This window comes from Mesorhizobium sp. M0317, assembly GCF_040321555.1.
GTDB lineage: Bacteria > Pseudomonadota > Alphaproteobacteria > Rhizobiales > Rhizobiaceae > Mesorhizobium.
In genome coordinates, this window is record NZ_JAMYRV010000007.1 from 109,924 (window position 1) to 130,799 (window position 20,876).

The 20,876-nt window shown below is 62.0% G+C and carries 19 protein-coding genes; 10 read left to right on the forward strand and 9 right to left on the reverse strand.

Annotated features, from left to right (window positions below; translation table 11 throughout):
• The first annotated feature begins 41 nt into the window (after positions 1-41).
• Both NKI88_RS08545 and NKI88_RS08550 read left to right on the forward strand, forming a co-directional pair.
• Complete coding sequence (locus NKI88_RS08545; protein ID WP_023703582.1) at positions 42-869, forward strand: SDR family NAD(P)-dependent oxidoreductase; 828 nt, start codon at positions 42-44, stop codon at positions 867-869.
• 270 nt (positions 870-1,139) lie between these two features.
• Positions 1,140-2,423, forward strand: coding sequence for an O-antigen ligase family protein (locus NKI88_RS08550; protein WP_023707794.1), 1,284 nt, complete (start codon positions 1,140-1,142; stop codon positions 2,421-2,423).
• 10 nt (positions 2,424-2,433) lie between these two features.
• Here the strand turns inward: NKI88_RS08550 and NKI88_RS08555 are convergent, their stop codons facing one another.
• The 3 genes from NKI88_RS08555 to NKI88_RS08565 form a co-directional block, all read right to left on the reverse strand.
• Complete coding sequence (locus NKI88_RS08555) at positions 2,434-3,525, reverse strand: acyltransferase family protein (protein WP_023707795.1); 1,092 nt, start codon at positions 3,523-3,525, stop codon at positions 2,434-2,436.
• A 115-nt stretch (positions 3,526-3,640) separates the two neighbouring features.
• Positions 3,641-4,864: a polysaccharide biosynthesis/export family protein gene (locus tag NKI88_RS08560; protein WP_352654670.1), complete on the reverse strand. Its 1,224-nt coding sequence runs from the start codon at positions 4,862-4,864 to the stop codon at positions 3,641-3,643.
• 218 nt (positions 4,865-5,082) lie between these two features.
• Complete coding sequence (locus tag NKI88_RS08565; protein WP_023668816.1) at positions 5,083-5,760, reverse strand: sugar transferase; 678 nt, start codon at positions 5,758-5,760, stop codon at positions 5,083-5,085.
• Positions 5,761-6,367: 607 nt separating this feature from the next.
• Between NKI88_RS08565 and NKI88_RS08570 the strand changes: the two genes are divergently transcribed.
• The gene (locus tag NKI88_RS08570; RefSeq protein ID WP_023668815.1) at positions 6,368-6,640 is read left to right on the forward strand and encodes an exopolysaccharide production repressor protein; all 273 of its coding nucleotides are present in this window, start codon (positions 6,368-6,370) and stop codon (positions 6,638-6,640) included.
• A gap of 47 nt (positions 6,641-6,687) precedes the next feature.
• Here the strand turns inward: NKI88_RS08570 and NKI88_RS08575 are convergent, their stop codons facing one another.
• The 6 genes from NKI88_RS08575 to NKI88_RS08600 form a co-directional block, all read right to left on the reverse strand.
• The gene (locus NKI88_RS08575; RefSeq protein WP_352654626.1) at positions 6,688-8,523 is read right to left on the reverse strand and encodes an ABC transporter ATP-binding protein; all 1,836 of its coding nucleotides are present in this window, start codon (positions 8,521-8,523) and stop codon (positions 6,688-6,690) included.
• A 5-nt stretch (positions 8,524-8,528) separates the two neighbouring features.
• On the reverse strand, positions 8,529-9,491 hold the full coding sequence (locus NKI88_RS08580) for a phosphoenolpyruvate carboxykinase (ATP) (protein ID WP_502909441.1): 963 nt from the start codon (positions 9,489-9,491) through the stop codon (positions 8,529-8,531).
• A gap of 11 nt (positions 9,492-9,502) precedes the next feature.
• Complete coding sequence (locus tag NKI88_RS08585) at positions 9,503-11,422, reverse strand: lasso peptide isopeptide bond-forming cyclase (RefSeq protein ID WP_352654630.1); 1,920 nt, start codon at positions 11,420-11,422, stop codon at positions 9,503-9,505.
• 3 nt (positions 11,423-11,425) lie between these two features.
• The gene (locus tag NKI88_RS08590; RefSeq protein WP_023684235.1) at positions 11,426-11,800 is read right to left on the reverse strand and encodes a lasso peptide biosynthesis B2 protein; all 375 of its coding nucleotides are present in this window, start codon (positions 11,798-11,800) and stop codon (positions 11,426-11,428) included.
• A 25-nt stretch (positions 11,801-11,825) separates the two neighbouring features.
• Positions 11,826-12,125 (reverse strand): PqqD family protein, encoded by a 300-nt coding sequence (locus NKI88_RS08595; protein ID WP_352654632.1) that lies wholly within the window; start codon positions 12,123-12,125, stop codon positions 11,826-11,828.
• Between the two features lie 134 nt (positions 12,126-12,259).
• Complete coding sequence (locus NKI88_RS08600; RefSeq protein WP_023684233.1) at positions 12,260-12,412, reverse strand: lasso RiPP family leader peptide-containing protein; 153 nt, start codon at positions 12,410-12,412, stop codon at positions 12,260-12,262.
• A gap of 485 nt (positions 12,413-12,897) precedes the next feature.
• On the opposite strand from NKI88_RS08600, the gene NKI88_RS08605 reads away from it, so the two are divergent.
• From NKI88_RS08605 to NKI88_RS08635, 7 genes are all read left to right on the forward strand, one after another.
• The gene (locus NKI88_RS08605) at positions 12,898-14,022 is read left to right on the forward strand and encodes a nucleotidyltransferase family protein (RefSeq protein WP_352654634.1); all 1,125 of its coding nucleotides are present in this window, start codon (positions 12,898-12,900) and stop codon (positions 14,020-14,022) included.
• A 142-nt stretch (positions 14,023-14,164) separates the two neighbouring features.
• The gene (locus NKI88_RS08610; RefSeq protein WP_352654636.1) at positions 14,165-15,187 is read left to right on the forward strand and encodes a glycosyltransferase family 2 protein; all 1,023 of its coding nucleotides are present in this window, start codon (positions 14,165-14,167) and stop codon (positions 15,185-15,187) included.
• A 214-nt stretch (positions 15,188-15,401) separates the two neighbouring features.
• Positions 15,402-15,710: a hypothetical protein gene (locus NKI88_RS08615; protein WP_502898766.1), complete on the forward strand. Its 309-nt coding sequence runs from the start codon at positions 15,402-15,404 to the stop codon at positions 15,708-15,710.
• A gap of 121 nt (positions 15,711-15,831) precedes the next feature.
• Positions 15,832-16,731: an endo-1,3-1,4-beta-glycanase ExoK gene (gene exoK, locus NKI88_RS08620; RefSeq protein ID WP_352654638.1), complete on the forward strand. Its 900-nt coding sequence runs from the start codon at positions 15,832-15,834 to the stop codon at positions 16,729-16,731.
• A 55-nt stretch (positions 16,732-16,786) separates the two neighbouring features.
• Positions 16,787-18,118: a UDP-glucose dehydrogenase family protein gene (locus NKI88_RS08625; protein ID WP_352445205.1), complete on the forward strand. Its 1,332-nt coding sequence runs from the start codon at positions 16,787-16,789 to the stop codon at positions 18,116-18,118.
• 31 nt (positions 18,119-18,149) lie between these two features.
• Complete coding sequence (locus tag NKI88_RS08630; protein WP_023711257.1) at positions 18,150-19,229, forward strand: glycosyltransferase; 1,080 nt, start codon at positions 18,150-18,152, stop codon at positions 19,227-19,229.
• A gap of 223 nt (positions 19,230-19,452) precedes the next feature.
• Positions 19,453-20,694, forward strand: a complete 1,242-nt coding sequence (locus tag NKI88_RS08635) for a glycosyltransferase (protein ID WP_352654640.1) — start codon at positions 19,453-19,455, stop codon at positions 20,692-20,694.
• Positions 20,695-20,876: the final 182 nt, after the last annotated feature.

Sequence of the window (20,876 nt, forward strand, 5' to 3'; positions counted from 1 at the left end):
AGACTATGGCATCAAACGTCGGCATCGGAGATTCACTGCCCATGACAGACCTTTCCGGCCGCAGCGCGATCGTCACCGGCGGGTTTTCCGGCATGGGCTTCGCCATTGCGACGGCGTTGGCGCAGGCCGGCGCAAATGTAGCGGTCGGCTCCTACATCGCCCCCGCCGGCGCCGACAGAACCGACGCCGCCTACTATCCCGGCGCCGATGAAATCGAGCGCGTGCGGTTGGCCCTGTCGGCACACGGCACCAGGGTTTATGCCGCCCACCTCGATGTCCGCGATAGCGAGGTGACCAACCGGTTTGCGGCTGACGCACAAGCCGCCATCGGCCCGGGAGACATACTGGTCAATGCCGCGGGCACCACCGCCGAACAGCCGGTCTGCGGCCATTCCGACGCACTGTGGGACAAGATCGTCGACACCAATCTCAGCGGAGCGTTCCGCGTCACCCGAGCTGTGCTGCCCGGCATGATCGAGCGCGGCTGGGGCCGTATCGTCAACATCGGCTCGACAGCGGCTTCAGTCGGCTGGAAGGACAACCCGGCCTACTGCGCCTCGAAGGCCGGGCTGCTCGGCTTTACCCGCTGCGTGGCGCTGGAAGGCGCCGCGCACGGTGTCACTTGCGTCATGATCAGCCCGACCTGGGTCGAGACCGAACTGATGCGCCGCAACGTGGCGCAGGTCGTCGAGCGTGAGGGCAAGGGCAGAACCGCCGAGGAAGCCATGGCCGAGATCGCCAAGGGCAATCCCCAGCAGCGCATGCTGCAGCCGCAGGAAATCGCGGCTCTAGCAGTATTCCTGTGCTCGGATCTGGCCAAGGGCATCACCATGGAAAACATCCAGGTCACCGGCGGAGCGCTGTGGTAGCGGCCACAGATTGAATTTTCGAACGAGCGAGCCGCATTAACGCCATTTGTCGGTTGCATGGTCGTTTTGGCCCTGCTGCGGCAAATTTACCATTGAGTGACAGGCGATAGAGGTTATATTGTGCACTGCACAATGGTGCCCGCTGATCGGGGTCCGGCAAGGGCAGGTTCCGGCGATCGCGCATGCAAAGGGCGGACCTGACGCAGAAAAGCCGACCATGGGCGCTTCAGCCCAGCCGAAAGGCGGCAGCATGAGAAATCCGGTACGGATATGAAGATCCCGAAATCCATTCTGATCGATGCGGACAACAACAAGGCCTATGCCGCCTTCGCCGTTGCGGTGTCGGTCTTTGCCTTCGCCTACTCCACCAATTTCGGCCAGATCCTGATCCTCGCCTACTATCTGGTATGGCTGCCGCTGCTGTTCGTCGATTACCGGCGTTTCGCCCGCGATCTCTCCAGCGCCTGGCTGCCGCTGCTGTTTGCGGCCTATGTCTGCCTGTCGCTGTTCTGGTCGCAAGCGGCCGGCACCAGCGCGCGGGCGGGGCTGCAATATTTCTCCCACATGCTGTGCGCCTACATCGCGGCGCGCACCATCAGCACGCGCACGCTGGTGCTGGGCTCGCTGATCGGCATCTTCATCGTGCTGCTGTATTCGCTGAAGGTTGGCGCCTATGCGCTCGACACTATCGACGGCACCACCAATTTCGTCGGCGCCTTCGGCTCCAAGAACCAGATCGGCTTCTTCGCCTCGCTCGGCATCTTCTTCTGCTTCGCTTTTCTGGCCTTCTACCGGCGCAACTGGATGAGCTTCGTCTGGACCGCGCCGATCATCCTGCTGTCGGTCTATATGCTGGCGATCGCCCACTCGGCGACGTCGGTCGCTTCGCTTCCGGCGGTGATCGGTGTCGTTGCCTTGCTTGCCATGAGCAAGGTTCTGTCACGCCGCTACCGCCGCGTGCTGTTCGTCGTCGGCGCTACCGCGCTGGTCGGCGGTGTGATGGCTGCGCTGAACCTTGGCCTGCTCGATGTCGTGCTCGGCATCTTCGGCAAGGATTCGACGCTGACCGGCCGCACCTATCTCTGGGAACAGGGCTGGGCCGCCGCGCAGCAGCGTCCGGTGCTCGGTTATGGCTATGCCGCCTACTGGATCCAGGGTTTTGCCGATCCGGAACGGCTCTGGGCCGAGTTCTACATCTCCACCCGCACCGGCTTCCATTTCCACAACACCTATATCGAGACGCTGGTCGAGCTCGGCTTCATCGGCGTGACGATGCTGGCGCTGATCATCCTGCGCTCCTTCTGGGGCCATGTTTCGAAGGTGGTGTTCGGTGACTGGAGCGCCGATTCGGTGGTGCTCGCCGGCGCGGTCGGCATGATGCTGATCCGCTCCTTCTTCGAGGTCGAGATCCTCGGCCCCTATTTTATGGCCTCGTTCATCGTCTATTACGGCCTGTTCAAGCTGCGCCCGGTGCCGCTCGCCAGGGCAAGGCGGGCCTATGTTCCGGTGCCGGACGAGAACATCGCCAACGGCCGCATGCCGGCGCGCGTCTGACTTGCTTATCTCAGGCGACGGCGCGCTTGCGCAGCATCAGCCGCTGCAGGAAGCGGCGCAACGGCTCGTCATAGAGGCGCGTGGCGATGTCGGCGATGACGATGACGGAAACCGCCATGACGATGCCGAACCAGGGATGATGCGCGAACGGGTCGATCGCTGCGGCCTTGCCCGCCCCGGCGATGATCATCAGCAGCGGCGTGTGGATGATGTAGATTGGGTAGGAAATCCGCCCCAGCCAGCCATAGAGGCCTGACAGGCGCGGCGCCGTCGGCGCAATAGTGCCGACCACGACCAGCGCCGGGAAAACAAAGACGACGCAGGCGAGATCGTAGGCGACGCGCGCGCCGCCGGCCGGCGCGATGGCAAAGACGACGAGCGTCAGTGCGATCGCGGCCTCTATCCACCAGCCGCGCCGCAGAAAGCCGAGCCCGCTTTGATAGCGTGTCATGGACCGGCAAAGCAGCACGCCCAGGAAGAACGAGAAACAGACGCGCGGCAGGCCGCTGATGATGGTCGATCCGGTCATGCCGAAGTCGAGGGTGCCGGCGATGATAGAGACGACCACCAGCAACACCAGACTGACGGCAATGAGCGTGCTCAGCACGCGTTTCGTCAGCAGGAAGAAGACGGCGACATAGGCTATGTTGACGATCAGCTCGAAGAACAGCGACCACGACGCGGGGTTGAGCGGAAAGATCGTGTGATAGGCATCGCTGACCAGCGGGATGAAGAACATGCCGGTCGTCAGCATGGTGCCGATCTCGGAGATCGGCATGTATTCCGCCGGAATCAGCCGGTTCTTGACGACGAGATAGAAGAAACCGAGCAGCGTGCCGGCGAGGTAGAGCGGGTAGAGGCGTATCAGGCGGATCGCTACGAAGGTGCCGACGCCCATGCCGTTTTCGATCTTGCGGTCATAGGCATGCGCGATGACGAAGCCGCTGAGCAGGAAGAACAGGTCGACGGCCAAATAGCTCGACGGCAGCACCTTGCCGGCGGCCAGGAACGGCGAGAAGTGGTAGAGCATGACGCTGATCGCCGCGACGCCGCGGATGGCATCGAGATTGAGGTAGACGTGGCGCGGTGCGGCGGGCTGCATGGAATGCCTTCAAGCGGTCGAAAAACGGAAGTTCCCGCCCGCACCCTGGCGCGAACGAGCCGAACTGGTTCTCCCGCCCCTCCGTCGTTCCGGTCTAGCTGAGCGAGACAGGAACTTACTGGCTGGCCGTCGGCGCCAGCTTCACCTTGATGACGTCGCCCGGCAGCACCGGCGTATCTTCCTTGGCGTCGATCTCGCTGGTCTTGCCGTCGGTCACGCGCACCAGCGAATAGATGAGCGCCGGCTCTTCATTGTTGTTTGTGATGGCGGCGGTCGTGGCCGGGTCCGATGCCTGGGCCATCAGGCCCTGTTGCATGTTGACCCTGAGTGCGGCTTCGTTGAGGTCTGCTTCGACCTGCTGCCGGTCGGCGGCAAGTCTCGAGTTCAACGTGTTCTGGGCATCGATGGCATCCTGCGTCGCCTTGCTGACCGACTGCTTGGCGGTGAGGATCGCCGTCTCATAGTCCAGGATCTTGCCCTGCAGATCGGTGACCGACTGTTGCGAGGAAAGCAGGCGTGCGTTGGCGACCAGGCCCTTTTGCGCCAGCGGACCGATACTGTCCGCCTGCTGCTGCGCCAGGTCGACCTGCTTTTGCTGGTTGACGATCTTTTTCTGCAGCGCCTCGATTTCGGACTGCAGGACCCCTTTCAGATCGTCAAGCGCCTGCAGCTTCAGCTTCAACGCTTTCTGGTCGGAGATCAGGATCTGCATTTCGTCGGCGACGATTGTCGCCAGGCGCGGGTCGCCCTCGACTTCCTTAGGCGCCTCGAAACTCTCCTTGCCGGCGAGATCGGCATCGATGCGGGCACGCTTGACGATCAACCGCACGCGCTGGTCGTCATAAATGTCGAAATTGCCCTTGGCGGTGATCAGGTCCTTGCCGAGCTGGGTGCCGAAATCGGCGTTGCGCCGGATGCCGCCGGCGATGCTGATCGCCTTGAGCACGGTCAGCTCCGGCACATAGGGAAACTGGCCAGGCGTCTGGATCTCGCCCGAGATGTAGAACGGCCGGAACTGCACCATTTCCACCGAGGCTTCCGGCTTGTCCGACAAGGCAAGCTTGCGCTGCAGGGCGACGCTGATCGCGGCCGCAACCTCCGACGTGGTCTTGCCGGCGGCCGGCAGTTCGCCGACGAACGGCACCGACAAATTGCCGGCGGGACCGACCGAATATTCGCCGTTTACCGCCGACCAGTCACGGAACGTGCCTTCCACCGTCTGCCACTCGGCGACGCGGATGTTGAGCTTGTCCTGCGAGCCGAGCCGGTACTCGTCGGCCATGGCTGGAACCGCGAGCGACAGAGCGAGGCACGTGGCGACAAGCCGTGCCGGCCGCATCGGGCCGGCAAGGCGAAAATACGCTGATATGTCTGTTTTCAACTGAACGTTTCCGATCCGTTTTGGCCCCATCCGCCCGATAGGCCTGCTGCCGAGTGCCTCCTTCGGAACCTGGCAGAATACTATGGCTGCAATGCGAGACCGGCCCATCGCCGAATAGCTTTGGACCGGATTGGCTTCGGGCCGTACCGGCCCGATTGCTGACCAGTTGCGGTCGGTCAGTAGGAACCGCGCGACATCCACACCGCGGGCACGGTCTTGAGGATGATGCGAACGTCTTCGAACAGCGACCAGTTCTCGACATAGTGACGGTCGAACGCGACGCGACTGTCATAGGAGACATCGTTGCGTCCGCTGACCTGCCAAAGCCCGGTCAGGCCCGGCCGCGACTTCAAATAATAGACCGCGGCGCTGCCGTAGATCTCAAGCTCGTCGCGCACCACCGGGCGAGGCCCGACAAGGCTCATGTCGCCCTGCAGGATGTTGATGATCTGCGGCAGCTCGTCGAGGCTGAGCTTGCGCAGAACGGCGCCGACGCGGGTGACGCGCGGATCGTTCTTCAGCTTGCGGGTCGCGATCCATTCGGCGTTGGCTTCCGGATTGGCCGCGAGATAGGCGGCCAGCACACGTTCGCCGTCTTCGACCATGGTGCGGAACTTGAGGCAGGGGAAAATCCGCCCACCGCGTCCGATGCGCTTGTGGCCGTAGAAGATCGAGCCGCCGTCGGAAAGCTTGACCAGAAGGGCCACCATCAGGAACAGCGGGCTAAGCGCCACCAGGCCGACAAGTGAACCGAAAATATCGAAACTGCGCTTCAGCAGCCCGCCGATGGGTGGCGGAAAATCTACGCCGACATGCGAAAATGCCGCATTAGCCGACTTGGCAACGTCCCTCATGCAAAAGCTCCATACGTTGAACGGATGGTTTATGCCACGATACCAAAAAAATGCTGCAGCGCAACACACAATTTCCCATATGGCTGAAATAGTCACGTCAGGAATTGACTAAATAATAAACCCTCCTTGCCCAAATTTTGCCCTTTATGGCGGGTTTGTGACGAATAATTAGCAACCGTAGGAAATGTAAAGCCTTTTTTCGGCGGGTTCTGGGCAAATCGTCCTTTGCCGCAGAGGGAACGGCTTTAACTGATTTTCGAATCACTGGCTTTGCTAAATTAATCAAGTAAAATACTAATCAACATTGCAGATTCTACTGTAGTATAAAGCGCATGACGAGTTAGGCCACCACCCCTGCGTGTGCATCGCAGCATGGCGGAGTCCAAGCCGCCGCCAAGCCGAAAATTATTGCTGGTTGCCCTTGCCGTCAGTTTCGCGCCTTAATAGAGTCGCAAATTATTCCTGATAGAGTCTGGATGGGTTGGGAAGGCCGGAAGCAACCGGCCGAAAAAGAGCAGCTAAATAAGCTCGCATGGCGAATGGGGAGATACTCGGGTGGGTAAGTCATCGCTTTTGCATGCTCGGGCCGGTTGACGGGCCGCCGAACATGTCATTACCAAAATTCGTCATTGGAATGGTTTTCGCCCTCGCGATCGTGGTCGCGTGGTCCTATGTCGACGGCGCGACAGTCACCACAACGGTGCTTCGCGTCATCGGCTGCGCTGTCCTCATCCAAATCGGTTATTTCCTGCTGGTGTATGTGATGATCGCCAGGAGCGCGCCGACATCGGCCGACAGGGCTCGCGACGCCGAAAGAAGCCTCGGCGCCGACAAGGCGGTTGAAGGCGAGAAGCTCTCGGCGAGGCGCAGCGTGCATTGAGCAGTCTGAAGCCGCAAGGTCGGCCTCGGATCATCTTGCAGCCGGACTCAGCCTGCTTCGGCCGGCTCGGGTTCCGATTGCTCGCCTGAAAGCATTTTCGACAGGCGGCTGCCGGCCTTCGCTTTCAACCTCTGATATTGCCCCACTTCGACGATTCGTCCGTTTTCGACTGCAACCACCCAGTCGGCGAAGGCGATCATCGATGGCCTGTGCGCAATGGTCAGGATCGTCATCGATCCGCGCAAGCCGTCGATCGACTTGGCGATCAGGGATTGGTTCTGCCAGTCGAGCGCGCTGGTCGCCTCGTCGAGAATGAGCAGCGAAGGTTTGCGCAGCAGCGCGCGCGCCAGCGCGATGCGCTGGCGTTCGCCGCCCGAGAGCCGGACGCCGCGGTCGCCGACCACCGTGTCGAGCCGCAACTCCAGCCGCTCGACGAAGTCGGCGCCATGCGCAGCGCGCAGTGCAGTCCACAGCTCCGCGTCAGTGGCTTGCGGCGCGGCAAGGCGCAGATTGGCGGCGATCGTATCGTGCAGCAGGAACACGTCTTGCGGCACATACGCCACCTGGTCGCGCCAGCGCCGGCGGTTGGCCGCGCCGATCTCGACGCCATCGGCCAGGATTTTGCCCTCGCTCGGTTCGAGCAGGCCAAGCAGCATGTCGGCAAGCGTGCTCTTGCCCGAGCCTGACGGACCGATCAGCGCCGTTACCTTGCCGGCGGGAAGGCCAAACGTCACATCGCTCACCACCGGCTTGCCGCCGGCCTCATAGGCAAAGGAGACGTTGCGGATGTTGAGCCCGACATCGAGCGACAGCTTGGCATCCGATTCGAGGTTTGCCGGCTCGCTTTCGGCATCGAAACGCGCCTGCATGTCGCGCATCGAGGCATAGGCCGGCAGATTGATCAGCACCTGCTGCGCCTGCATCTGCATGTCCATGAAACGCGGCGCGATGCGCATGAACACCAGAAGCAAGACTACGATCTCGGCCAGTGAGAGGTTGAAGCGGACCAGGGCGACATAGATGAACAGGCTCAGACCAATGACGCTGGCGACCTGGAACAGCGCGGTGCCGATGGTGCTGTTGCGCACATAGTTGATGTTGTCGGCCTTCATCTTCTCCAGCGTCGCGCGAAGCTGCGCGTAATAGGTCGCCTCGACATTCAGGCTCTTGGCCACCTTGATGCCGCCGAGGAACTCCGAGACCGTTCGGTACTGCTCCTGGCGATTGCTGGTCAAGACCCGGCCGAAGGCGCTGGCTCGTGCCCGAAACGGCTGCAGTGCCAGGAAGGTGACGATGCCGACGACAATGGCAAACGCCGTCATCACTGGCGAAATGAACAGCGAGACAACGAGATAACCCGCCAGAAGCACGGCGATCTGCACCAGCATCAGCAGCGAGAACGCCGCCGACTGCACGCGGTCGATATCGCCGGTCAGCGCATGGTCGAGATCGGAGCTGCGCATGCGCGCGAATATCCCCCACCGCGCCTTGCCGATGCTCTCGAACAGGTTCATGCGCAGGCGATTGATGAAGTCGAGCAGCAGTCGCGCCATGTAGACGGATTTATAGCGGTTGAACGCTGCCTGCAGCGCGACAAGCCCGACCAGCAGGCAAAGCACCGTGGTCAATTGCAGCGTTCCGTCCGGAGCCAGCCAGCGCACCCAGTCGCGGTCAGGCAACCTGACCGCGAAATTCTGCTCGGGTCGCCCGACCAGATGCAGCAGCGGCACCAGAAGCAGGATCGAGATGCCTTCGGTCAGGCTTCCCAGGATCAGGAACAGCAATGCCGTGAAGGTCCTGCGCCCGCCGATCCGGGCCATGGCGGCGCCGAAACCGGCGACATCGCGGTAAAACGAAAAGCGCAGGATCTGCGATGCGGACATGTCAGTCACCGCGGCCCTTTGTCGGCCGCCAGATCGTTTTCGATCAGGGCGACGGCTTCGCCGATACGGTCGAGCCCGGTGGGCACTTCGAGGCGACAGACGCCGATCTGGCTGGCCAGGGCCGCGCATTGGCGAAGATGTGTCGTGGCAAAATCGCCGACCAGGGCTGGACGGCCGAAACGCGTCACATAGGAAAATTTGATGATGGCCGGCAGGGCGCCGATGCCTGGCAGCGGCGTGATCGCTGCCTTATCGCCGCGCTCGAGGATATAGATCCGGGTCGCCGGCACCGCGTCTGCCGCAAATCCGGCGTGCAGGCGATGCTGCATCTTGTCGATCGCCGCATGCACCTGCGGGCGTATTTCTGCCTGGCGGATGGGAAACGCGGCGGCGGCATCGGCGGCGAGCTTCAACTGCGGAAAACCCGGAACGATCATCGGCCGGTCCGTGAGATCGAGCGCCACGACATCGTCGGTCAGCAATCGATGCCCGGCACGGATCATCGCGCTCGCCGTCGTCGATTTGCCGGCGCCCTTGTCGCCCATGAAGACAGCGCTCTTGCCGCCGACCGCAATGGCGCTGGCGTGCAGGATGAGCAGGCCGCGCTGGTGCAGGAGCAGTGCCATGACCGGACCGAGCAGCGGAAACGCCAGCAGTGCATCGTCGACATCAGGCGCCGGCTCCACCTCGATGCGGCAGGCATCGGTAATCAGGAACGCGCCGACCGTCTGCCATGCCAGATATTGCTGCCGCGCCTCGAAGCGGAAAGCAGTTCCGGTCTCGGGCGAGGGTTTTGGCAAGTCGATCGGGCCGACTGTAATCACCACATCGACCGCCGCCGGCGCGCTCGGCTCCAGCTCGGGCAATTCGACCTGCGAACCGATCGTCAGGCCATAAGCCCTGTAGAAGCGTTGCGCGCGAGCCTTGGGATGGCCGGCATCGCGGATCGCATCGGCGGTGAGTGGCATGTTGGCCAGTGTCATGCTTGGCTCCCGCGCTGTTGCACCTGCCTTAGCCACAGCGACAACGCGATCGAACGCCAGACATACTGGACATCGGGCAGGGTGGCTTCGTCCGGTTGCCGCGCGATGCGGCCATAGGCGGCTGTCACTTCGGGCAAATTGACATAGGGCGCGATCAGCGCCGCATCCGCTACCAGCACCTTGTCGAGGAGATCACGGTGATTGCCGAGCATGCCTTTGACCAGGTTCGAGGTGAAATCGATCTTGTCGCGCCGCCACTGCACCGCCGGGGGCAAAATTCCTTCCATGGCACGGCGCAACACCGAGCGGCCAAAGCCCTGGTTCAGCTTTTCCGCGCCGGGCAGTGCCAGGCAGAACTCGACCAGAGGCTTGTCCCAGAAGGGGTAGCGCGGCTCGACGCCGAAATTCGCCGCCGCCTTGTCGAGCACCTCGAAGGCGTGCGGCACCATGCCGTTCGACAGCAGCCAGCGATGGGTCAAGGTCTCGCTGGCGCTGACCGCGGGCGGCATATAGCCGGCCCTGCGGAACCGTTCGACGAGGTCGGTACGCATCGCCAGGTCCGGATTGATCAGGGCGCGCCAGCTCGTCGCCGGCCGCCCAGTGGGATGGCGCCGCAATTTGCCAAGCACGCGGTTCGCGAACCGCTTGATTCTCGCGATGCGCCAGGCCGGCCCGTAAAGGGTAAGGAACTGGTAGTAGAGGCCGAGCATGCCATCGCCATAGGTGTTGGAGGCGCTGCGCAGCTCGCGCCACAGCTCCATCCATTTGCCGGCATAGGCGAGTTCGTGCAGATGGCCGTGGCCCTGCGAAACCACCTCGTCGCCGCCATGGCCGTCCAGCAGCACCTTCATGCCCTTGGCGCCGGCCGTCCTGTAGATGTCGCGGGTCAGCGACAGGCCGGGGGCCAGGAACGTTTCTTCCTGCTCCTCCAGGATGCGTTCGAACTCCGCGAAAGGCGCGTAGTTGCCGACGGAAATCAAAGTGCCGTCGACCTTCTCCTGTCCAAGCACTGCCTCGATGAAAGGCCGCTCGTCCATCGGCGAACCCTTTTCGAACACCAGCGAGAAGGTCGGCAGCCTCGGCTTTCGCTGCGCGGCATTCTGCAGGCCCGCCACGCAGGCGATCGACGAGGAATCGAGGCCTCCGCTCAGCATAGCACCGACCGCAGGCGTGCCGCGCATACGGTTGCGGACCGATTGCGAAAACAGATGCCGGAATTCCTCGGCCGTATCCGATCGCATCGGCCTTGGCGAGGGTTCGATCTGCCAGTAGCGGCGCAGCACCACCTGGTTGCCGGTCACTGTCAGACTGTGGCGCGCCGGCAGGCGGAAGATATCGGCATAGGCTGTCGACTGCGGATCGTCGGGCAGCCCGGCCAGGAATCCCGAAATCTGGTGTTCGCTGATGCGCATGTCGACGCTGCCGGCATCGAGGATCGGCCCGATCTCCGAGGCAAAGACGAAGCGCCGGTCGCTCGAATGATAGTAGAACGGTTTGACGCCGAAATGGTCGCGCACGCAAAACAGCTGCCGGCGCTCGCCATCCCAGATGGCAAAGGCGAAGTCGCCTTGCAGATGCTCGGGGCAGGCTTCGCCCCAGCGCAGATAGGCGCGCATCACAAGCACGGCGTCGGCAACCGAACTGTCCCGGATGCCGAGCCTGGCCAGCAATTCGTCGCGATTGTCCAGCCGGCAGTCCGCGGTGATCGCGAGCTTGCCGCCGGCCATGGTCAGCGGGCCGGGGCCGGCTTCATCGGTGGTGTTGAGCCAGGCGTGCCCAAGAACGACGCCCTCGTCCATCCACCACGAACTGCCGTCAGGCGCGCGATGTTGCATGCGGGCAAGCATGCGCTGAATGTCGGCCGCGGCGGCCGGCTTGCCTTCCTGCCTCAGCAGAATTCCGGCGACGCCGCTCATCGCTCACTGGCCGTGGTCGACGAGATGGTTAAACCCGCCAAGCGAGCCGCCGAGCACGATGTGGTCGCCGCTGACCAGCCAGGCATGCGCCTTCAACTCGGTGCCGGTATCGCGCTCGATGCCGATGCGGATTTTTGAGGCGTTGCCCTGGCGGGCAAGCAAATACTGGCCGGAAAGCGCTTGGGTCAGACAGCTTGCGCCAGGCACCAGGCGGGCAGCCGCAGCCACGCCCCAGGCGACACGCCTGAGATCGCCGATGTCGGCCGGTTCGCGCGCGTCGAACCGGGTCACCATGCCGCGAATCCTGTTATAGGAAAGCAGCGTCAGCCCCAGCCGCACCACCACGACCACCGCAAGGCAGTGCGCGAGAAAGAGCATCTCCGGCCCGCTCAGCGAGAAAGCTCTAGACAAGTTCCTCATCATGGAGCCTCGCAAGCCCGGCGTCCGCCAAGCCCTTCAACAATCCATCGACATCGGCCTTGCAGCGTTCCGGATCGACATTGTAGCGGTCCAGCACGGCGCTGCGGATTTCGGAAATCGGCCGCGGCTCCTGGATCAGCTCCCAGATATAGGCGCCGACGCTGTTCAGGCTGTAATAGATGTTGGACCTCATATCGAGCAGCGCCAGGCCGTTGCCAAATTCGCAGGCCACGGCATCCTTGCTCGCGCTCACCCGATCATGGTCCGAGGGGTTCCAGTCCATTCCTAAACCTCACTCACAACACCAACGCTTCGGCAATTCCGGACAAAGACGCGAGAGCCGGGGTTTGACCCCCGACTCTCCTTAGTGCGCTCTGTTTGCAGAGTCCGGACTTTGTCACCCCAACGAGAGAAGACTCAGGAGAAGGTGAGTTCGCCGACCGGCGTATGTGCCGGAAACGAGGCGTCGAGTGCCGTAGTACCGCTACCGCCTTGCGTGATGGTCTCGATCGAGCCGTGGACCGTCAGGCTAGGGGTTTCGTACTCATGCTTTTCAACATTCTGTTCCAATTTACTCTCCACTTGTGGACTGGAAGCGGCCTGTCGATTGCCGGCAGCGAGCTATTGCTGCACCGCAATAGCTGCATGGCAGCATTTATGAGTCAAGCCTGATTTACCCGCCGTTAATCAATTCTCGGTTGCGGTTGCCTTCAATGGTGATCAAAACCGCTTGCATTTTCACAGCCTAGGCGATTTCAGCGCAGTGTCCGTGGTGCTTAACTAAGCAACTGATTCTATTAGATTAAATTTTCTAGTCGAATGCTCGTCATTTGGGCGCCAGCGCGTTCCCACAAGATTGTTGCTGACGTGTCGGGCAGAGGCTCCGATCAGGCGACGACTTGCATCACGTTGTACGACTGTGTCGTTAGAGGTCCAGGTTGCAGGAAAATTGTCTCCAAGGAAAAAACTGGACGCGGCGCATGAATTTGGCGATGCTTTGCTTCGCACTTGCAATATAACGCGCCTGGCGAATTTTTGCGGAGATGCTGCAGCATATGGCCTTGCAGGAAGGGACCTTCGAAAGGTTGCGCGCCGCTGGCTGCGCCGACGAAGTGGCCTATGTGCAGGCGTGCCTGCGGCTGTTCTTCGCCTCCGGGGCGAGCCCCAGCACCGCGCCTGCACCGGCCATCTCCGTTGCCGATGTTTGCGATATCGCCAGGCTGAACAAGGTCGCCACCTTCATGCTGAAGGCGCTGTCGCGCCCACCGGCGGGCGAGACGCCGCCGGGATTGCTCGAGTGGCTCGACACCTATCGCCGGCGCACGATTGCGATGAACTCGTCCGGCATCATGGATTCGATGGCCATCGACAAGGCGCTGCGCGGCAGCGGCATCGATTTCGTCTTCCTGAAGGGGCCCCTCCAGCAGCAACTGCTCTATGGCGACCATTTCATGAAGCCGTCCGGAGATGTCGACATATTGGTGTCGCCGACCGGCTTCTTTAGAGCTCGTGATGCGCTGCGCTCGATCGGCTACGAGGTCGCCGGCAAGTCCCGCTCCGTCTGGTGGGTGCGCTTTCTGGGCGAGCAGCACATGGTTCGCAGCCAAGGTCGGAAATTGTCCACCGTCGATCTCCATTACCGGCTCCAGCAGCCGGGATCGCCGAGCCCGCGCGATACGGAAGGGTTCCTGCGCCGCAAGCGCGCGCTTGCGATCGCCGGCTCCAGCGTGCCGTTCATCTCGGCCTCCGACACTTTGCTTCTGTCCTGCATCAGTGTCGCAAAGGCGCTGTTCAACCGCGAGCCATGCGCGGGCTATGTCTGCGATATCCGGGCCGCTGCCGGTCGGCTGAGCGAGGCCGAGCAGCAGACTGTGCTCGACTACGCGGCCGAGCAGGGGCTGGCTGACACCCTGCTGCTGGGCCTGCGCGCCGCCGATGTGCTGCTTGGTGGCGCCGGCACGCTGCTGTCGGATCGGGCCACCAGGATCCTGTCACGCATCGGCAATGAAGACCTGTTCCACATGGTCATCGCGCCGTGGCTGTCGTCGCTCAGATGGCCGCAACGGCGCACCGTTTTGTGGGAATTGTGCGGCCGCGAACCTGTCCGCTATCTGACCGAGGCCGGCTGGGCCGCGTCAGCCGACCTCAGCCGGCGGATTTTCGAGCGGGAAAGCCGGTGACGATGAGGGTCGTCATGCAGCAGGCAGATAACGTTCCGTCCCGATCCGCTGGGGATGGATCGGGGGATGGATCGGGGTCCGGCGCCGCGCGCCGGGAGGGCGAGGGGCCTCGCGACACTTTATGCAATCGAAAGGCCACCCTATGTCCATGACAGAATCTCGGGTCTGCGTGATCATCGCGGCGCGCAACGCGGCCCGGACCATTCCCGCAGCCATCGCCTCGGCGCTGCGCGAGCCGGAGGTGGCGGAAGTCGTCGTCGTCGACGACGCCTCCACCGATGACACCGCAAAGGTGGCCAGCGCTGCCGATGATGGCAGCGGCCGGCTTTCGGTCATCCGGCTCGACGCCAATCGCGGCCCGTCCTTCGCCCGCAATACCGCCATTGCCGGGTCGAAATCACCTTTCATCAGCATTCTCGACGCCGACGATTTCTTCCTTCAGGGACGGTTTCACCAGCTGTTTGCCGGCACCGACTGGGATTTCGCCGCCGACAACATCATGCTGATCCGTGACGATACGGCGACCGATGTCTCGAAGATCGTCGCCCCGTCCTTTTCGGCGGACCCGGAATTCCTCGACTTCGAGCGGTTCATCGACGGCAACATCTCCAGACGGCGTGTCCAGCGCGGCGAACTCGGCTTTCTCAAGCCGGTGATATCAAGAGCTTTCCTCGACAGGCATGGGCTGCGTTACGACGAGAACCTGCGTCTCGGCGAAGATTACGAACTCTACGCCCGCGCCTTTGCCCTTGGCGCACGCTTCAAGGTCATCCGTTCCTGCGGCTATGGCGCGATCGTGCGCGCCGATTCGTTGAGCGGGCGCCACAAGACACAGGATCTGAAGCGCCTCGCCGATGCGGATCTGGCACTGCTCGAGATCGACAGCCTGCCGGAAGGCTCCAAGGCCCTGCTGCGCAAGCACGAGCGGCATGTGCGTGACAAATACCGGCTGCGCAATTTTCTCGATGTGAAGGCCGAGCGCGGCATCGCGTCTGCCGCCGCCTATGCGCTGGCCAGCCAGTCGAATCTCATTCCCATCGTTGTCGGCGTGGCCGCCGACAAGCTCGATGCGTTGTTCCGCCACGCCGGTCTGCCCCCGCGGCAGCAGCCGGTGCCGCCCTTGAGCTTCCTCATGGCCGGTACCAGCACGGCGGCGGAAAAGTAGGCTTCGCCAAGTCCGGGACCGCGGCCGCAAGGCTGAAAAAATTGCCTTTCTGAAACTCGGAGGTTGCCTACACGCCCCGACGATGGCACTGTATGTTGCGGTGCAGCAATTTTGGAAGGCCAACCGGATGGCTTCAATTTTCGGCTTCAGGTCCAGGGACCCGGCACGCGACAAGCAGACCGATCTGGCGCGTTTCGACCGTCTGGCAAAGCTGTTGGATCAGATCACGGCCGAGATTGCGGCCGAGAAGACCGGGTTGGAGGCCCGCTACCGGTCGAAGTCCACCAACGCGGCCTTCCTGGTCGAGTCGATGGAGAACGGCTCGGCGTCGGCAAGCAAGCTGTCGGAAGTCGGCGAGCTGACGAAGTCCATCCTGAACTGCGAACAGCGCATCGCCGAGCTGGTGCGCCAGACGAGCCGGATGAAGGAACTGCGTCATTCACTCGACGCGATCGTCGGCGAGGATGGCCAGGGTTCTGATTCGCACGGGGAATATGTCAAACCCGCAGGTCGCTTCGGCTGAACACGGTCACACGAGACACAGAAGAGAAAGTTCGGGGACGGAGGATCGGGATCGGCCCGTTAGCAATGTGGGCCAATCGGTGACTTTGGGTTGGGGCGGAACAGCACAAAGGTGAATTGATATGAACGCAGATCCGAAGACGACGCCCATCGCGGCAATCGATGCCATGATTTCGACGCGGCCAAATCGGCCAATGCGTCTTGTAAACCCAACGCGTCTTCTATCCGTTGGTGCGCTTCTGTTGGCGGCAGCCGCAGGTCTGCTCGGCGCCGCCCACCCCTCCCGCGCCCAGGACGCCTCCCCGGAGATGCAAAGCGCACCGTCCTTCGTCGACGATTTCAAGAGTTTCGATCGTTCGCGCTGGTATGTCTCCGACGGTTGGTCGAACGGCAATCACCAGAACTGCACCTGGTCGAAAAGCCTGGTAAAATTTTCCGACAACATGCTGACGCTCGGCTTCGAAAAGCGCAAACTGAAGGACCGCGAGTTCGCCTGCGCCGAGATCCAGACCAAGCAGCGCTTCGGCTATGGGACCTATGAAGCACGGATGAAGACCGACACCGGATCCGGTCTCAACGCCGCTTTCTTCACCTATATCGGCCCTGCCGACAAACAGCCCTGGTATGAGATCGACTTCGAGGTGCTGACCAAGGATACATCCAAGGTGCAGGTCAACAGCTACATCGCCGGCAAGCCCAAGAACGAGAAGCTGGCCGAGGTCGAAGGCGGCGCCGACAAGGGCTTCAACGACTATGCCTTTATCTGGGAAAAGGACCGGCTGCGCTGGTACGTCAACGGCAAGCTGGTCCAGGAGGTGACCAATCCCGAGCAATTGCCGACCCACTCGCAGAAGATATTCTTCAGCCTCTGGGGCAGCGACACGCTGAAAAACTGGATGGGCGCCTTTTCCGACCCCGGCCGCCAGGTGACGATGCAGGTGCAGCGCGTCGCCTTCACCGCGCTCGGCCAGCCGTGCCAGTTTCCGGAATCGCTGGCATGCAGTGTAAGCAGCATAAAGTAGATCTGAACCGGCCCGGCTATATAAGGCCAAAGGGCGTGAACAGGAATTAACCCGAATGAATTTGACGGTCTTTGGAATTGGCTATGTCGGTCTCGTGCAGGCCGCGGTGCTGGCGGAGGTCGGGCACCAGGTGGTGTGCGTCGATGTCGATGAAAAGAAGGTCGAGCGGCTCAACCAGGGCCTGGTGCCGATTTTCGAACCGGGACTGGAGGCCCTGGTCAAGGAGAACCACGCCGCCGGCCGCATCAAGTTCACCACCGATGCCGCCGCCGGCGTCAAGCATGGCGAGATCCAGATGATTGCGGTCGGCACGCCACCCGGCGAAGATGGTTCGGCCGACCTCAAATATGTGCTGGCGGTGGCCGAGACCATCGGCCGCGAGATGGACAGTCCCAAGATCGTCGTCGGCAAGTCGACCGTGCCGGTCGGCACCTGCGAAAAGGTGAAGGCCAAAATCGCCGCGACGCTGAAGGCGCGCGGGCGCCAGGACCTGGCTTTCGACGTCGCTTCCAATCCTGAGTTCCTCAAGGAGGGTTCCGCCGTCGCCGACTGCATGAAGCCTGACCGCATCATTGTCGGCACCAACAGCGAGGGCACCGAGGCGGTGATGCGGGAGCTCTACGCGCCGTTCAACCGCAACCACGAGAAGATGATCGTGATGGACGTGCGCAGCGCCGAATTCACGAAGTACGCCGCCAACTGCATGCTGGCGACCAAGATCTCCTTCATGAACGAAATGGCCAATCTGGCCGAGCAGCTCGGCGCCGACATCGAGGAGGTACGCAAGGGCATCGGCTCGGATCCGCGCATCGGCTACCACTTCATCTATCCCGGCCTCGGCTATGGCGGTTCGTGCTTTCCCAAGGATGTCCGCGCGTTGATCAAGACCGCCGAAGGTGTCAAGTTCGACGCCAAGCTGCTGCGCGCCGTGGAGGAGCGCAACAATGCCCAGAAGTCGGTGCTGTTCGACAAGGTGCACCGTTATTTCAAGGGCAGTCTCAAGGGCAAGACCTTCGCGCTCTGGGGCCTCGCCTTCAAGCCCAACACCGACGACATGCGCGAGGCGCCGGCGCGCGTCCTGATGGAGGCGCTGTGGCAGGCCGGCGCCAATGTGCAGGCCTACGATCCCGAGGCGATGCAGGAATGCCAGGCCATCTACGGCCTGCGCGACGATCTGCTTTTGTGCGGCACCAAGGAGGCGGCGTTGCGCGGCGCCGACGCGTTGCTGATCGCCACCGAGTGGAAGAGTTTCCGCGCCCCGTCCTTCGACGCGGTGAAGGATGCCCTGACCACGCCGGTCATCTTCGATGGCCGCAACCTCTATGATCCCAAGGTCATCGCCCGTCACGGCATCGAGTATTTCTCGATCGGCAGGATGGCGGCGTGAAGGCAGGGCGGCACAACGCGGAGCCAGGTTCATGAAAGTTCTGTTTGCAGGCGGCACCGGCTACACGCCGCAATTCAGCGGGGGCGTCCAGTCGAGCACCCACCACTTGGTCGAGCAATTGCGCGAAAACGGTCACGAGGCATCCGTTCTGGCAGCGCTGTTCGGCGACGGCATGTTCGGCTTCCGGGCGCGCGCCAAGATGAAGCTCCTTCGTCAGCGCGCGGTCATCGACAATTTCCCGGGCTATCCGGTTGTACGGGCGTGGTTCCCCTGGGAAGCGGCCGACTTCGCCGTCAAAAAGTTGAGGCCGGATGTCGCGGTCGTGCAGTGCCACAATTCGGTGCCGATCGGCAGAGAGTTGCAGAGGCTTGGCGTGCCGCTGACCGTCTATCTGAGGAATGTCGAATTCGACGAATTGGCCGGCGATCTGCGTGAGCTCCATTCGGCGGTCTATATCGCCAACTCCGAGTTCACCGCGCGCGCCTATAAGGCAAAATTCGATATCGATTCGACGGTTATTCCGCCGACCATCAATCCCGCGTTCTACAGCACACCGACGACCGGTGAATTTGTCACGCTCATCAATCCATATGAGGAAAAAGGCTTCGATCTTGCGGTGCGCATTGCTGCCGCCTGTCCCGAGATCCCGTTCCTGTTCGTCGAAAGCTGGAAGCTCGACGACGATCATCGAGCCCGGATCGAAGCAACAATCTCTCCCCTCCAGAACGTCAAGCTGGAAAGCCGCACCAGCGACATGAAGACGGTCTACGGCCGCACGAAAATCCTGCTTGCGCCCAGCAAATGGGAAGAAGCCTGGGGCCGGGTGGCCTCGGAAGCGCATTGTAGTGGCATTCCCGTGGTCGGCTCGCGGCGCGGCGGTCTGCCGGAAGCGATCGGCGCCGGCGGCGTGGTACTGGACTACGACGCCCCGCTCGCCGACTGGGTCGCAACGGTCAGGCGGCTGTGGAGCGATGAGGCCGAGTACAAGCGGCTGTCAGCGACAGCACGTCAGTTTTCGGAGCGGCGGCAAATGAACCCCGACAGCCAGTTCGCAACGTTCATGGGCGTTCTCGACCGCGCAAGACGTGTCGGTTTGGAGCGCGCAGCCTAAACGCGTCGTGTTGCAGTTCAGCTGAGACGCTGCACGACCGTGGTCGCGCAAAGTTCCCGTTAGCCAGGTCCAGGCGTCGTGCGCCCGTCCGGATCACTTTTAATTGCTGCAGTGCAATATTTTGTGGCACTGCAGCAATCAACGTGTATTCTGCCTGTCTACATTAGGGCTTGTGCGATATGGACCGCTTGGTCCGAGCAAGCCCCAACCTTATGGGCGGGTCATGCGCGTGGGCTTTGTCGTCGGCGAATTCCCTCTGCTTTCGGAAACCTTCGTCGTGGACCAGATGGCTGGGCTGCTGGCGCGGGGCTTTCAGGTCGAAGTGGTCTGCGAAAAGATGCAAGGTGACCACCGAATTGACCGGCAAAGCGAGCCGATGGCGACGCTGCTCGCCAGAACCCGACATTGGTGGCGATGGGCCGCTGTAATCAGCAAATTTGTACAGCGTCTGCCGCCGCGTCTGCGATACAAGGCCTCGACCGTTCTCGACATCGCCTTTGCACGCCGCCTGAACCGCTGCGACGTGATTGTCGCCCACTTCGGACAGAACGGCGAGAGAGCAGCCGCACTGAAGAAATGGAAGGTGCTCAAACCACCGATCATAACCATCTTTCACGGCGCGGACGTGGCGATCCCGGCGCGGCAGGCAGTGCTCGCGACACAATATGCCGGGCTGACCAGGCATGGGACCCTGAACCTGCCCGTCAACGATTACTTCCGCACGATGCTGCTGGAAGCCGGCCTGTCCCAGGCGAGCACGACGGTCCACCATATGGGAATTGACACCCGCGAAATCGGCTATCGCTGGGAATCGTGGGAAGGCACCCAACTGGTCGTGACGACGGTTTGCCGCCTGGTCGAAAAGAAAGGCGTCGAGTTCGCCTTGCGAGCCCTGGCCTCCCTCAAGGCCTCCCAGCCGCAGCTAGACTGGCGTTACGACATTGTTGGCGACGGTCCTCTGCGGATGAATTTGGAAAAGCTGGCCGTAGAGCTGGGCTTGGCTGGTCGCGTAACATTCCTTGGCAGCCTCCCTCACGCAGAGGTGAAACGACGGCTTCGCATGGCGCATCTCTTTTTGCTGCCAAGTATCACTGCCAGCGACGGGGATATGGAAGGCATTCCGGTCGCGCTCATGGAGGCCATGGCCGCCGGATTGATTGCGGTCAGCACGTATCATTCGGGAATCCCGGAGCTCATCAAGGATGGGGAGACGGGGTTGCTTGCGCCCGAGCGAGATATTTCAGCGCTTGCCGGCAAGCTTGCCTGGGCCGGGGAGCACCCGACCGAATGCGAGCGTATCGCGCTTGCCGCACGCCGCAAAGTCGAGGAGGACTTCAACGCAGATGTTCTGAATGAACGTTTTGCGCAGATCGTTACCCAACTGGTCACATCGAGCCCTGCGCATGAACCTGCCGGTCATGTCGGCGTTTCCGATGGCTTGGCGGATCCTTCCTCTGCCGGCTGACACTGCTCCTCTGCGTTTGATCGGCAGGCACGCCAAGTCGAGAGAAATCTTGCTACACTGCACCAAAAATGTTGCAGTGCAGCAAGACCTGTACTAACGTTCCTGCGGGTGGGCCAACAGCGGTAGAGTTCCATGCTGCATGTCTTGTGCTTCCGCCACCCTGTCTTCGGCCCGGCTTTTGT

Excerpts from the sequence above, each read along its gene's own strand:
- NKI88_RS08545 (WP_023703582.1), top strand. The coding sequence starts at position 42 with ATGACAGACCTTTCCGGCCGCAGCGCGATCGTCACCGGCGGGTTTTCC.
- NKI88_RS08550 (WP_023707794.1), top strand. The coding sequence starts at position 1,140 with ATGAAGATCCCGAAATCCATTCTGATCGATGCGGACAACAACAAGGCC.
- NKI88_RS08555 (WP_023707795.1), bottom strand. The coding sequence starts at position 3,525 with ATGCAGCCCGCCGCACCGCGCCACGTCTACCTCAATCTCGATGCCATC.
- NKI88_RS08560 (WP_352654670.1), bottom strand. The coding sequence starts at position 4,864 with ATGCGGCCGGCACGGCTTGTCGCCACGTGCCTCGCTCTGTCGCTCGCG.
- NKI88_RS08565 (WP_023668816.1), bottom strand. The coding sequence starts at position 5,760 with ATGAGGGACGTTGCCAAGTCGGCTAATGCGGCATTTTCGCATGTCGGC.
- NKI88_RS08570 (WP_023668815.1), top strand. The coding sequence starts at position 6,368 with ATGTCATTACCAAAATTCGTCATTGGAATGGTTTTCGCCCTCGCGATC.
- NKI88_RS08575 (WP_352654626.1), bottom strand. The coding sequence starts at position 8,523 with ATGTCCGCATCGCAGATCCTGCGCTTTTCGTTTTACCGCGATGTCGCC.
- NKI88_RS08580 (WP_502909441.1), bottom strand. The coding sequence starts at position 9,491 with ATGCCACTCACCGCCGATGCGATCCGCGATGCCGGCCATCCCAAGGCT.
- NKI88_RS08585 (WP_352654630.1), bottom strand. The coding sequence starts at position 11,422 with ATGAGCGGCGTCGCCGGAATTCTGCTGAGGCAGGAAGGCAAGCCGGCC.
- NKI88_RS08590 (WP_023684235.1), bottom strand. The coding sequence starts at position 11,800 with ATGCTCTTTCTCGCGCACTGCCTTGCGGTGGTCGTGGTGGTGCGGCTG.
- NKI88_RS08595 (WP_352654632.1), bottom strand. The coding sequence starts at position 12,125 with ATGGACTGGAACCCCTCGGACCATGATCGGGTGAGCGCGAGCAAGGAT.
- NKI88_RS08605 (WP_352654634.1), top strand. The coding sequence starts at position 12,898 with ATGGCCTTGCAGGAAGGGACCTTCGAAAGGTTGCGCGCCGCTGGCTGC.
- NKI88_RS08610 (WP_352654636.1), top strand. The coding sequence starts at position 14,165 with ATGTCCATGACAGAATCTCGGGTCTGCGTGATCATCGCGGCGCGCAAC.
- exoK (WP_352654638.1), top strand. The coding sequence starts at position 15,832 with ATGAACGCAGATCCGAAGACGACGCCCATCGCGGCAATCGATGCCATG.
- NKI88_RS08625 (WP_352445205.1), top strand. The coding sequence starts at position 16,787 with ATGAATTTGACGGTCTTTGGAATTGGCTATGTCGGTCTCGTGCAGGCC.
- NKI88_RS08630 (WP_023711257.1), top strand. The coding sequence starts at position 18,150 with ATGAAAGTTCTGTTTGCAGGCGGCACCGGCTACACGCCGCAATTCAGC.
- NKI88_RS08635 (WP_352654640.1), top strand. The coding sequence starts at position 19,453 with ATGCGCGTGGGCTTTGTCGTCGGCGAATTCCCTCTGCTTTCGGAAACC.